Consider the following 13126-nt stretch of genomic DNA (forward strand, 5'->3'; position numbering starts at 1 on the left):
CCACACACTATTCTTTTTGGAAAAAAATGCCGATAAAAAATCTGATCCATCTATTATTTTATAATTGGAGCGAGCATGTCTAATAGAAGACTACTGATTTTTGACATAATAGGTACGATCGATAAGCAAAAAATACTGAAGCACTTTATCAGTTTTATTTGCTATATTTGTGCTACGATCATCTCTATCTGCTTTGTTGATTCCGGGATACCGGTAGATCTTGGCAATGTAACCTTCGAGATCACATTCAAAGATATCCCGCTTATACTCCTTACTGGTCTTCACGGCTATTTCTGGGGAATACTTCTTGTATATACTATTTTCATCTATAAAGCGATTTCAGATACAAGATACCTTTACATGATGTTTATTTTTACTGCGACAGTTTTTGCAATAGGATATATGTCATCCCACAGATGGTTTTTAAAAAGAACTGTTGCTCTTATCGGTGCTCTTATCACTGCATTCAACCTCGGTCCTTTATGGTGGTTTCTGGTATGCAGGATCAGAAATATACAGCTTCTAAGGCCCATGTCCGAAACATATGCTCTTTATATGATCGGAGCACTGCCTGAAGCTCTTATTTCTTTTGCCTTATTACATCAGATCTTCAAGTATCTTCCTGACTTTCTTAAATCCAAGATTCCTTACGGAGTCTACTATACCAACAAAGATTATCAGACTATCCAGAAGTCTACTATAAGTACGCATCTTACAACCCTTATAGCTCTTGACTGTATCATATTCAGTATTGGCGCTGCTTTTGCATCTGCATTTTTGATCCCGTCAATCGAACCGGATGTTATAGTCCCTTCCGATAAAGCAGGGGCTGTAAGCGGAATCCTTGATGTTCTTGACATAAGCTCTGACAGAGCCGGTTATAATGATGATGATATAAACAACGCAGAATTATACGACAACGGAGCTACTTTTAATCTGTCCAATGTTCTTGAACCCACTTCTTACAACACTTTTGTATATAACAGAAATGGTATTGCCTATAATATAAGACTCATCATGTTCATCATGAACATAGCAATACCTACCGGTATATTTACAAATTATTTTTCTCAAAAAAGGATAGCCGCTCCTATTGTACGACTGACTAAGGCTACATCCGATTTCGTGGATGACTCCTATGACAACGAGGTTACAGGCTCTGAAATAAGATCTGATATAAAAGGTGAATATGACCATAACATAGTCGAAAAAGTCAACGCTATACATGAACTGAATATTGATACAGGAAACGAAGTAGAAGGTCTGTATCACAGCATTGAAAAGACCACAGAATATCTTGTGAACTATGTCAATTCAATACGTCAGGAGCAAAAGCTAAAAGAAGACCTTAGAGTTGCTACTCAGGCCAATGTTGCCAAAAACTCTTTTCTATCAAACATGTCTCATGAGCTTAGAACGCCTATCAATGTCATCCTTGGAATGGATGAGATGATACTCAGAGAATATGACAACGATGAAAATCTGACTCTCTATGCCCTTAGCATACAGTCGTCCGGGCGAACCTTGTTGTCGCTGGTCAATGATATACTTGACTTCTCCAAGATAGAAGCCGGTAAGATGGAGATCATACCGGTCGAATATGATATTGGTTCCATGATCGTAGACCTTTATAATATGATCTCCATAAGAGCTCAGGAGAAGCACCTTGACTTTATAATACATGTGGATCCTAATATCCCCAACACTCTCTACGGTGATGATATAAGGATCAAGCAGTGTATAGTGAATATCCTAACCAACGCTGTCAAGTATACCAATGAAGGATCCGTTACCCTGTATATTGATTATGAAGAAGCTGACACTGAGAACATCACACTTAAGATCAGGATCAAAGATACAGGCATCGGCATGAAAGAAGAAGAAATGAGCCGCCTGTACACTCCTTTTGAGCGCATGGATGAGATCAAAAACCGTACAGTAGAAGGCACCGGTCTTGGGATAAGTATCGTTCAGAATCTTCTAAGGATGATGGATTCACATATTGAAGTCAGCAGCCAGTACGGTGTAGGAAGTGAATTCTATTTTGCCATAAAGCAAAGAGTCATATCAAATGAACCTGTAGGTGATATAGCGCAGTCCTTTAAAAAGAATGTATCATCCCACAAGAAATACCACACCGCTTTCCATGCACCTGATGCAAAGATCCTTGTTGTTGACGATACTGCTATGAACCTGACTGTGATAGTAGGTCTGTTAAAAGATACTCAGATCACCGTTGATACAGCATCTTCGGGTGCACAGTGCCTTGAGATGGTTCAAAAGAGTCCTTATGACATAATATTTATCGACCATAGAATGCCGGAGATGGACGGCGTCGAGACGCTTCACAGGCTTAGGAATATGGGAGAGCGCAACTTGTCTATTAATGCACCTTGTATAGCCCTTACCGCCAACGCCATAGCTGGAGCAAGAGAAGAATACCTTGAAGCCGGATTCTCAGATTATCTGTCAAAACCGGTTGATACTCTAAAGCTGGAAAAAATGCTTATCGACTATCTACCTGCCAAATATGTTCATATGTTCGGAACTCCTGAATATGCAGCTGATATTCAAGATATGAAAAAAGACCCTGTCAAAGCATCAGATGCAGACGAAACTGAATATATCATAATAAACGGACGAAAATATCCACTTAAAGAATTAAAGGGTCTTGGAGCTTCTGCAGGAATTGACATTGAGGTTGCTATTCAAAACTGCGGGAGCCCTGATATATTACTAAAAGTTATAAAAGATTTCTATTCATCAATTAAAGACAAAGGTAAGCTCATTGAAGAATATGCCAAGGCTAAAGACTATGAGAACTACACTATTCAGGTTCATTCTCTTAAGAGCTCATCCAGGCTTATAGGAGCTTTGAAACTTTCGAAGGATGCAGAATATCTGGAAAAATGTGGTGATGAAAAGAACGAAAGTGAGATAGTTACAAAGACCCCCCAGCTTCTGGCTCTATTCTATGGATACAAAGACAAACTATCTCCTATACTAAACGAAGAAAACAGTGACAATCCTGATAATAATGAACTTCCTTTGATATCAGATAAAGAACTAAAAGAATATAAAGACGGAATAAGAGAACTTGTAGAGGCATTCGATTTTGACAGCGCAGATGCTGCTATAAACGAACTATACGAAAACTATCAAATTCCTGAAGAATCTAAAGAATTACTTGAAAAAATAAGGATAATGCTTCAGGCAGTCAACCGCGACGGGATTCTTAAGATTTTGCAAAAATAACAAAATCGCGTCATCAAGCTGTCAAAATATGGTATCATAGATTATAGTACAACACTTTATGAAAATATAGCTATTGTGCCTTTTCTGAAAGGAAACACTCCATGGAAAAGAAGGCTATTCTAATAGGCGATTCCAAAAAGTTCATGGTCAAAGCTGTTGTCAAAGGGCTTGAGGCCGAAGGGTATGAAGTTATAGGCGTTAATCCTGAGCCTGACCTTATCAAAGCAACGACGGGACGTACTCCGCTTTATATAATGTATCTGGAAGATCCTGTCCCTGCCGATGTTATGGAAGTGCTTCGTGAACTCATAGACACTGATCATATCATGCTGTTCCTTATTGGCAGCAATAACGAATTCGATTCAGCCTTTGAGGTGATTCCTGAAGCTAAGATCACCCGTAAATTCGAGCGCCCTCTTAATGTCAAAATGCTCGCAAGTGCGATGAATGATCTGGTATTTCATTCACTTCTGGATTCTACTTCAGAAAAAAAGAAAATCCTGGTCGTAGATGATGACGGCGTAATGCTTAGGACCATCAAAGAATGGCTTTCAATAAAATACGAAGTATATATCGCCAATTCCGGAATGAATGCCATTACTTTCCTTGCCAACAACAAGGTAGATCTCATACTTCTTGACTATATGATGCCTGTAGTATCAGGGCCTCAGGTCTTTGCGATGCTTCGTAATGACCCTATGACCAAGAGCATACCTGTTATGTTCCTCACAGCCAAGAGTGATAAAACATCCGTACTAAAAGTAGCGGCACTTAAGCCCGAAAAATACCTGCTTAAATCAATGCCGCCACCGGAACTCGTACAACAGATCAATGATTTCTTTGAAGGAAGGTCTTAGGACCTTCCTTTTTGGTTGGAGCGATTGTGAGATGCGATTGTGAGGTGCAGTATCCTCAAGTTTTTTGCGAGGACGTAGATTTTGGACGAGCAGTATATAAATCATTGCCACGCTATAATTGTTTTATAAATTCATGGCATGATATCTGGCCCTTTTTGTTCTGGGGTCCGAAACTCGCTTCGCTCAAACATGCGGACCCCTTGCAGAACAAAAAGTCCCATCTATCACGCTCATGAATTTTATAAACCAATTAAAAAGCGTGGCAATGATTTATATACTGCTCGCCCAAAATCTACGCCCCCGCAAAAAACTTGAGGATACTGCACTTGTCAAGTGGTATTACACAAACTGGTTTCTGGCATTGTTATATGTGAAGCCGGCGTTTTGTAGTTTGTCTAGTATATTCTTTAGCTCTTGATCATTTATGTCCATATCATCTGCAAGGGCTTCCAGAGATGAATAGTGGTCTCTTAGCTTCATGTTCAAAAAAGACATGAGCATTACAGGATCTTTTGGGATATTTTCAAGTGACATATGTTCTCCTTATAAATACTGCCGGAATCTATAGCCGGCAGTATTATACTTAAAATTGTATTATCAGATGATGCAGTGTTCATAAGTTCCTTTTGACATCTTATGACTTCCGGATTGTTCCTTTTCTTAAAAACTCTCACAATTCTCAATCATTTGCAAATCCGCATTATATACTGCTTTACTCATGTTCTGCCCAGGCTGTAAGCTGGCCATCTGATACATCAAATGCTATCACATCTTTAGGCTTTACTTTATCTTCAAGTATAAGCTTTGCAGACATTGTTTCAACATTTTTTTGTATATATCTCTTAAGAGGTCTAGCTCCGTAGCTTGGATCATACGCCTGATCTGTTATATACTTCTTGGCAGCATCTGTAATCCTGATACTTATCTCTCTTTCCTCAAGTCTTCTGTTAAGATCATCCACAATAAGATCAACTATACCAAAAACATTGTCTCTGGTAAGAGGTCTGAACATAATGATCTCATCAAGTCTGTTAAGAAATTCCGGTCTAAAGTGCATACGAAGTTCATTCATAACCTCGTTTTGAGCACTCTCTTCTATCGTGCCATCGTCTCTAATACCCTCCAGAAGGCTCTGCGCGCCAAGGTTAGATGTCATGATAAGGATCGTATTCTTAAAGTCAACAGTACGTCCCTGAGAATCTGTAACTCGCCCATCATCAAGTATCTGAAGCATAACATTAAATACATCAGGATGTGCCTTCTCGATCTCATCAAAAAGAACTACTGAGAAAGGCTTCCTTCGAACTGCCTCTGTAAGCTGACCTCCTTCTTCGTATCCAACATATCCGGGAGGTGCTCCTATAAGTCTTGACACTGAGTATTTCTCCATATACTCACTCATGTCGATCCTTACTATATTGTTTTCATCATCAAAAAGTGATGCAGCAAGGGACTTGGCAAGTTCTGTCTTACCAACGCCTGTTGGTCCAAGGAAAAGGAATGAACCTATAGGCTTGGATGGATCCTTGATACCGGCCTTGGATCTCATGATAGCTTCTGAAACTTTAGTTACCGCTTCATCCTGACCTATAACTTTCTTGTGAAGTTCATCAGCAAGGTGAAGGGTCTTGCTTCTCTCGCTTTCAGATAACTTGGCTACAGGAATGCCTGTCCACTTGGATACTATGCGGGCTATCTCGTCTTCGGAGACGCCGCTGCTTACGATGGAGTCTTCCTTTTCCTGCTCTTTCTGTTCTGCTTCTTCAAGCTCTTTTTCTAAAGAAGGAAGCTTGCCATATTGGAGTTCTGCTGCTTTGGCAAGATCTCCATTTCTTTTAGCAAGTTCTATGTCAGACTTTACACTGTTGATCTGTTCACGAAGTTTGGACAGACGATCTGCATTGTCCCTTTCATTTTCCCATTTGGATTTCATGGCAGTATACTTATCATTAAGTTCTGCAAGTTCTTTTTGAAGATTATTGAGACGCTCTTTGGAAAGAGAATCATCTTCTTTCTTAAGAGCTGTCTCTTCTATCTGCATCTGCATGATCTTGCGGTTCATCTCATCCATTTCGGCAGGCATGGATTCACGCTCGGTCTTAACAAGAGCGCATGCCTCATCAACAAGGTCTATTGCCTTATCAGGAAGAAATCTATCCGATATATACCGATTCGATAGTGTAGCAGCACTAACAAGGGCATTGTCCATTATCTTGACGCCGTGAAAATCCTCATAACGTTCCTTGATGCCTCTTAGTATACTAATTGTATCTTCTACAGTGGGCTCGTCAACCATTACAGGCTGGAAACGTCTTTCAAGCGCAGCATCTTTCTCTATATACTGGCGATATTCATTGAGCGTAGTTGCACCTATGCAGTGAAGCTCTCCTCTTGCAAGCATTGGCTTAAGCATATTACCTGCATCAAGGGCTCCGTCCGTTTTACCTGCACCAACAATAGTGTGAAGCTCATCTATAAAGAGGATTATCTCGCCATCAGACTTAGCTACATCTTCAAGAACAGCTTTAAGCCTTTCTTCGAATTCTCCTCTATACTTGGCACCTGCAACAAGCGCTCCCATATCCAGTGAAAAGATCTTCTTGTTCTTAAGTGACCCAGGAACATCCTCATCTGCAATACGTCTTGCAAGTGCTTCTACAACTGCAGTCTTACCAACACCAGGTTCGCCGATAAGTACAGGATTGTTCTTAGTCTTACGTGACAGGATCTGGATGACTGTTCTGATCTCAGAGTCTCTGCCTATTACAGGATCAAGCTTTTGATTTCTTGCTTTCTCCACAAGCTCTTCACCATATTTTGACAGGGTATCATATGTAGCTTCCGGATTATCAGAATCTACTGTTCTATTGCCTCTAACCTCAGATAAAGCTTTAAGAAATGATTCTCTTGTAATTCCAAATTCTTTGAAAAGTTCTTTTATCTCTTTATTGGAATACTTGATCATAGAAAGAAACAGATGTTCTACAGAAACATAGGAATCTTTCATAGACCTAGCTACATCTTCGGCATTAATCAAAACCTTATTGAGATTGTCTCCTACATAACTTCGGCCACCCTGAACCTTAGGTCTTTTTTGAATAAGCCTCTCAACTCTTCCAACGAAAGTCTGCAGATCTATTCCCATCTTTTCTATGAGATTTGCAATAAGGCTATCATCAATTGTAAGAAGCGAATACAGCAGGTGTTCCTGCTCTATCTCTTGATTGCCATATTCATTTACGATTTTCTCACAATTGTTAACAGCTTCCAGAGACTTCTGTGTGAATTTCTGAATATTCATAATATCTCCCTCATGCTACGAGCCTATACTAAATTGAAGAGTTTATCATAATTCTGAATAGCTCTTATGTTTACCATGATCTTGAACAACTCTTCTATGGATACTGGTTGCCGGCTCATAGTACAAACCATATCCGTTCCATTTGTTCTATATCAACTATAACACTATAACATCTGTAGTCAATAAAATAAATATAAAAAAAGCGGAAACACTTTCGTGCTCCCGCGTAAATAACTGCTTTTTTGAAATTATACATCCTATGCATAATCCAGACTACTCTTCAATGATATCATACCTATCAAAGATCTTATCATGACCGCATAGATGCTTGGTACCGTCATCATCGACTATTACATAATCATTCTCACAGACAAAAGTACGACCTCTCCTGTGATTGATGTATGGACATACTATAAGACCGTTATCACGCGTTACTTTAACAAGATTATCTGTCACGAACCAGCCTTTGGTCACAACTTCAGAATATGGTTCAAAACCATCCTCAAAGCCTTTGCCAAGCTCATACTTATAGACTGTTGATTTAATAGGAGTTCTGATACATCTCATAAATGCTTCCTTTCTCCCTGGAATCAATCCGGATTCTATAAAATAATACTCTTATTAAAATAATTATAACGCTTTAACATATTATTTTCTACATTCTATCATTTATGATATCGTAGATTTCTTCTCTCCCTTTTTTGGTAACAGCTGAATATGGAATGAGGAGTTCATCTTCAGGCATATTAAGTGTCTGACGTATGAGCTTGATAGCCTTGGGAAGCTGTGACTTATTGAGCTTATCAGCTTTAGTGGCAATTATGATAGGCTCAAATCCCTGATGAACTATCCATTCATACATCTGGATGTCATTGGCAGAAGGCTCATGTCTTATATCTATCAAAAGAAATACATTCTTAAGAACTCTGGATGTATGGAGATAGTTCTCTATCATCCTACCCCACTTTTCAACCTCACCTTTGGCTCTCTTGGCATATCCATATCCAGGAAGATCCACAAGATAAAATTCATTATTAACATGATAAAAATTGATAGTCTGCGTCTTGCCGGGTTCTGCACTCGTACGAGCAAGATTCTTACGATTCATAAGTCCGTTGATAAGTGAAGACTTACCAACATTACTCTTACCAGCAAAAGCAAATTCAGGCTGAGAGTTATTAGGAAGCTTACTGGTTATACCACATACTATCTCAAGTTCAGCATTCTTGATCTTAAATTCCATTATATTTCTCCAAAAACAAGGCAGGAGCTTGCACCCCTGCCTGTATTATCAGTCACCTGCACTGTCTGCATTGCCAATATTCGCAATCAGGCTGTGCTATTATTTAGCAGTCTTAAGTCTCTTCTGATCCTTGTAGACGAGAAGCGGCTGGCTCTCACCTTCAACTGCTGCTTTCGTAACGATACACTCTTCTACATTCTCATCAGATGGAATCTTGTACATAACATCCATCATAGCCTTCTCCATGATAGAACGAAGGCCACGAGCACCAGTAGCTCTCTCATGAGCCATAGAAGCTATCTTCATGATCGCATCATCTTCAAATGTAAGCTGTACATCATCAAGTCCGAAAAGCTTCTGATACTGCTTAACAAGAGCATTTCTAGGCTCTTTAAGAATACGCACAAGAGATTCTTCTGTAAGTCCTTCAAGAGTTACTGTGATCGGAACACGACCTACAAACTCAGGGATAAGACCGAACTTAACAAGATCCTGAGGTGTTACATGCTCAAGCACCTGTCCTATCTCACGTTCTGACTTATCAAGGATTTCAGCATTAAATCCAATTGATTTATGATCAATTCTAGCTTCAATGATCTTCTCAAGACCATCAAAAGCTCCACCGCATATGAAAAGGATATTGCTGGTATCGATCTGAATCACTTCCTGATGAGGATGCTTACGTCCGCCCTGAGGAGGAACACTTGCAACCGTACCTTCTATAATCTTAAGAAGAGCCTGCTGAACACCTTCACCTGATACATCTCTGGTGATAGATACGTTCTCACCCTTCTTACTGATCTTGTCTATCTCATCGATGTAGATAATTCCATACTGAGCACGCTCAATATCATAATCTGCAGCCTGGATCAGCTTCAGAAGAATGTTCTCAACATCTTCTCCGACATAACCAGCCTCAGTAAGAGTAGTCGCATCTGCAATTGCAAAAGGAACATTAATGATCTTTGCAAGTGTCTGAGCAAGATAAGTCTTACCAGAACCGGTAGGTCCTATCATGCAGATATTACTCTTTTGAAGTTCTACATCATCGACAGAATTTCTGGGGCTTGTGACCCTCTTGTAGTGGTTGTATACAGACACAGCAAGAACCTTTTTAGCTTCTTCCTGTCCGATAACATACTCATCAAGGAACTCTTTGATCTCAACCGGCTTTAAGAGATTGATATTGTGATCAATGCTCTCTTCCGGCTCTTCTTCAAATTCCTCTTCAATTATATCTGAGCATATCTCAACGCACTCATCACAAATATATACACCTGCAGGTCCAGCTATAAGCTTCTTGACCTGATCCTGAGTCTTATTGCAAAAAGAGCATCTGATTTCTCCGGAAATTTTACCTGCCATTCTTACTCCTTATAAGTGATAGTAATTATTTCTTATCTTTCTTGTCCTTCTCTTCACCGGACTGTGTTCTTGCAGTTACAACAGAATCGATAAGACCGAACTTAAGCGCTTCCTCAGCTGACATCCAGTTATCACGCTCAGTTGCTGCTGCAATCTCTTCGTATGTTCTGCCTGTATTCTCAGCCATGATAGTATTCATCTTCTCACGTGTCTTGATGATATGCTTAGCAGCAATTTCGATCTCTGTAGCCTGACCCTGAGTTCCGCCAAGTGGCTGGTGGATCATGATCTCTGCATTAGGAAGTGCAAGACGCTTACCTTTGGCACCGCCTGTAAGAAGGAATGCACCCATACTTGCTGCCATACCTATACAGATAGTAGACACATCACACTTGATGTACTGCATTGTATCATAGATAGCCATACCGGATGTAATCTCTCCACCGGGGCTGTTGATGTAAAGGTGGATATCCTTAGAAGGATCTTCTGCCTCAAGAAATAACAGCTGTGCTACTATTACACTTGCTGATGTAGCATTAACTTCCTCACCAAGAAAGATAATACGGTCTTCAAGCAAACGTGAATATATATCATATGAACGTTCTCCACGGCTTGTCTGTTCAATGACATAAGGGATCAAACTCATTTTAATTGTCCTCCAATCTTTTTATGTCAATTAGTAAAATAAAAATAATGGTGCACTATAGCATCACAATATCAGTTTACGCTTTCTAAGGGGTTAAATCAATGAAATAACTATAAAATCGTAATAATCGAAACCTATAACTGACAATTATGCTAAAGCCAGGTACTCTGATCAAATATGAATGAGTTAGTACACGAGCAGCATAAAACCAATTATTATATCGTCATTACAAGTCATTGACTTTACCTTTTATATAGTCAAATATACAAAATCACCTCCACAAGCAGCTATAAATAAAGAAGTCTACTTATGGAGGATCATCTTATGTTTTATATTACTTTTTCAAGTTCAAGAAATTAAAGAATTATTCTTCTGTCTTCTTTGTTGTCTTTCTTGTTCTCTTTGGCTTTTCTTCTGTAGTCTCTTCAGAATCAGCCTTCTTAGCTGCAGTCTTTCTTGTTCTCTTTGGCTTTTCTTCTGTAGCCTCTTCAGCGTCAGCCTTCTCAGCAGCCTTCTTAGTTGTCTTTTTAGTAGCAGACTCCTTAGCGTTCTCTACGATGAACTCAGCAGCCTTCTGTACAGCAAGGTCCTCACGAAGAGTCTTGATCTGATTCTCACCAAGGATCTCCTTAACCTTCTCAACTTCCATCTTATACTGATCAGCCATCTTCTGAAGCTCAGCATTAACTTCGTCATCAGAAACTTCGATGTTCTCAGCCTTAGCAACTTCTTCAAGAACAAGACGGCTCTTGATTCTCTCTTCAGCCTGAGGTCTTACCTGCTCGAGCATCTTCTCAGCTGTTGTACCTGTGTACTGGAGATACTGCTCCATTGTAAGTCCCTGATACTGCATTCTCTGAGCGAAATCATTAACGATCTGTCTCTGCTGTGTCTCAACCATAGCTTCAGGAAGCTCGATCTCTGAATCATCGATAAGAGCCTTAACAGCCTCGTCTTCCTTCTTAGCCTTAGCCTCTGCATTCTTTCTATCTTCAAGCTTCTTCTTAACACTCTCTTTGTACTCAGCAAGTGTCTCGAACTCAGAAACGTTTGAAGCGAATTCATCATTTAATTCAGGAAGCTGCTTCTCTTTGATGCCCTTTACAGTGCATTTGAATGTTGCAGCCTTGCCTGCAAGTGACTTCTCCTGATACTCTTCAGGGAAAGTAACATTAACATCAACTTCCTTGCCGATCTCAGCACCGATAAGCTGATCTTCGAAACCAGGAATGAATGAACCTGAACCGATTGTAAGAGGATAATCTGTTCCCTTACCACCTTCGAAAGCCTTACCATCAACAAATCCTTCGAAGTCAAGTGTGATCTGGTCATCAGCCTTAACAGCACGATCTGTAACTTCTACAACTCTTGCATTCTTGTTAAGCTCAGCCTTGATCTCAGCATCGATATCAGCATCTGTTACTTCTGTATCCTGCTTAGAAACCTTGATTCCCTTATACTTTCCAAGACCAACCGGTGGCTTAAGAGCAACTTCTGCTGTGAAAATGAAAGGCTTGCCAGACTCAATCTGAACAACTTCGATCTTAGGATTAGATACGATGGCCTCACCGCTCTCTTCTGCAGCCTTAGGATATTCGTTGTTGATAAGCTCGTTAGCAGCATCTTCATAGAAAACGCCTGCACCGTACATACGCTCGATCATCTTACGAGGAGCCTTACCCTTACGGAATCCAGGAAGCTGGATCTTGTTTTTATCCTTATTATAAGCATTCTGAATAGCCTTCTCGAGTTCTTCTGCAGGAACTTCGATAGTAAGCTTCGCCATGCTCTTTTCTAATTTTTCTACCTGTACGCTCATTTTATGAATAAATCCTCCTTAAAAATATGTGCATAATAAACATAAACACAGCCATTTATGAATTGTACCACATGTGTCAAGCTTTTTCCACAACAAATTTATCAAGCTTTGTAAGCTGAGCATTACTGTATTCTTTACGCCCTGTTACATCTTCTTTAAACCAGTGAGGCGGATTATAATTTTCTGAAGCTTCAATAGAAGGAAATTCCACTTCTGCAATCACAAGCCCTTCAAAAAAGCCTTCAAATATATCAAGCTCTATCTTGATCCCGCCCTCATAAAAAGCCTTGGCATCATCTGCATGTGTATCAAGATATTCTTTAGAAAATGCATCTTCATTGATTGGGATCAGATATCTTTTCTTAGTAATAATATTACCATCAGCCTTCTTCAGAAGATGATCATATGAAGATTCATCAAGCTCCATATTATACTCTTTTTTTGCAACAACGCCGGCAGCTCCTTTATATGTCATATAGAAGTGATCATCTTCTTTCCTGACTCTGATAGCAGGATGTACATTAAGATACCCCTGCTCTATATAATGATAATCATACTTTTCCAGCTCATCCGGGAGCTTTCTAACTGTAAACTTTCTCTCAATTTCCATACCCATAAATATACCTCTTTATAAAAATCA

10 protein-coding genes are annotated in these 13126 nt (G+C 39.6%); 2 read left to right on the forward strand and 8 right to left on the reverse strand.

Going from position 1 to position 13126, the window contains the following annotated elements:
- Positions 1-75 precede the first annotated feature (75 nt).
- A complete protein-coding gene (locus BMX21_RS10115) occupies positions 76-3255 on the forward strand; it encodes a response regulator (protein ID WP_092043945.1) in 3180 nt (1059 codons plus the stop codon).
- 101 nt (positions 3256-3356) lie between these two features.
- A complete protein-coding gene (locus BMX21_RS10120) occupies positions 3357-4112 on the forward strand; it encodes a response regulator (RefSeq protein WP_092043947.1) in 756 nt (251 codons plus the stop codon).
- Between the two features lie 339 nt (positions 4113-4451).
- Here BMX21_RS10120 and BMX21_RS10125 read toward each other — a convergent pair whose 3' ends face one another.
- The 8 genes from BMX21_RS10125 to BMX21_RS10160 all read right to left on the reverse strand — a co-directional run bounded on the left by BMX21_RS10125 (position 4452) and on the right by BMX21_RS10160 (position 13102).
- Positions 4452-4646, reverse strand: coding sequence for a DUF4250 domain-containing protein (locus BMX21_RS10125; RefSeq protein ID WP_074758059.1), 195 nt, complete (start codon positions 4644-4646; stop codon positions 4452-4454).
- 178 nt (positions 4647-4824) lie between these two features.
- Positions 4825-7413 carry an ATP-dependent chaperone ClpB gene (clpB, locus tag BMX21_RS10130; protein ID WP_092043950.1) on the reverse strand — a complete coding sequence of 863 codons (2589 nt, stop codon included), beginning with the start codon at positions 7411-7413 and terminating at the stop codon, positions 4825-4827.
- Positions 7414-7686: 273 nt separating this feature from the next.
- Positions 7687-7980: a hypothetical protein gene (locus BMX21_RS10135; RefSeq protein WP_027203161.1), complete on the reverse strand. Its 294-nt coding sequence runs from the start codon at positions 7978-7980 to the stop codon at positions 7687-7689.
- A gap of 88 nt (positions 7981-8068) precedes the next feature.
- Complete coding sequence (gene yihA, locus BMX21_RS10140; RefSeq protein WP_022754968.1) at positions 8069-8656, reverse strand: ribosome biogenesis GTP-binding protein YihA/YsxC; 588 nt, start codon at positions 8654-8656, stop codon at positions 8069-8071.
- Positions 8657-8755: 99 nt separating this feature from the next.
- Complete coding sequence (gene clpX / locus BMX21_RS10145) at positions 8756-10021, reverse strand: ATP-dependent Clp protease ATP-binding subunit ClpX (RefSeq protein ID WP_022754967.1); 1266 nt, start codon at positions 10019-10021, stop codon at positions 8756-8758.
- A 25-nt stretch (positions 10022-10046) separates the two neighbouring features.
- The gene (clpP, locus tag BMX21_RS10150) at positions 10047-10667 is read right to left on the reverse strand and encodes an ATP-dependent Clp endopeptidase proteolytic subunit ClpP (protein WP_022754966.1); all 621 of its coding nucleotides are present in this window, start codon (positions 10665-10667) and stop codon (positions 10047-10049) included.
- Between the two features lie 364 nt (positions 10668-11031).
- Positions 11032-12486, reverse strand: coding sequence for a trigger factor (gene tig, locus BMX21_RS10155; RefSeq protein ID WP_092043953.1), 1455 nt, complete (start codon positions 12484-12486; stop codon positions 11032-11034).
- Positions 12487-12562: 76 nt separating this feature from the next.
- On the reverse strand, positions 12563-13102 hold the full coding sequence (locus BMX21_RS10160) for a CYTH domain-containing protein (protein WP_330369408.1): 540 nt from the start codon (positions 13100-13102) through the stop codon (positions 12563-12565).
- Between the last annotated feature and the right edge of the window lie 24 nt (positions 13103-13126).

The organism is Butyrivibrio sp. TB, from assembly GCF_900110805.1.
GTDB classification, from domain to species: Bacteria; Bacillota; Clostridia; order Lachnospirales; family Lachnospiraceae; genus Butyrivibrio; species Butyrivibrio fibrisolvens_C.

What these genes read in the sequence shown, in the direction of transcription:
- yihA (WP_022754968.1), bottom strand. Translation starts at nt 8,656, where the DNA reads ATGGAATTTAAGATCAAGAATGCTGAACTTGAGATAGTATGTGGTATA.
- clpB (WP_092043950.1), bottom strand. Translation starts at nt 7,413, where the DNA reads ATGAATATTCAGAAATTCACACAGAAGTCTCTGGAAGCTGTTAACAAT.
- BMX21_RS10125 (WP_074758059.1), bottom strand. Translation starts at nt 4,646, where the DNA reads ATGTCACTTGAAAATATCCCAAAAGATCCTGTAATGCTCATGTCTTTT.
- BMX21_RS10135 (WP_027203161.1), bottom strand. Translation starts at nt 7,980, where the DNA reads ATGAGATGTATCAGAACTCCTATTAAATCAACAGTCTATAAGTATGAG.
- tig (WP_092043953.1), bottom strand. Translation starts at nt 12,486, where the DNA reads ATGAGCGTACAGGTAGAAAAATTAGAAAAGAGCATGGCGAAGCTTACT.
- BMX21_RS10115 (WP_092043945.1), top strand. Translation starts at nt 76, where the DNA reads ATGTCTAATAGAAGACTACTGATTTTTGACATAATAGGTACGATCGAT.
- BMX21_RS10120 (WP_092043947.1), top strand. Translation starts at nt 3,357, where the DNA reads ATGGAAAAGAAGGCTATTCTAATAGGCGATTCCAAAAAGTTCATGGTC.
- clpP (WP_022754966.1), bottom strand. Translation starts at nt 10,667, where the DNA reads ATGAGTTTGATCCCTTATGTCATTGAACAGACAAGCCGTGGAGAACGT.
- clpX (WP_022754967.1), bottom strand. Translation starts at nt 10,021, where the DNA reads ATGGCAGGTAAAATTTCCGGAGAAATCAGATGCTCTTTTTGCAATAAG.
- BMX21_RS10160 (WP_330369408.1), bottom strand. Translation starts at nt 13,102, where the DNA reads ATGGGTATGGAAATTGAGAGAAAGTTTACAGTTAGAAAGCTCCCGGAT.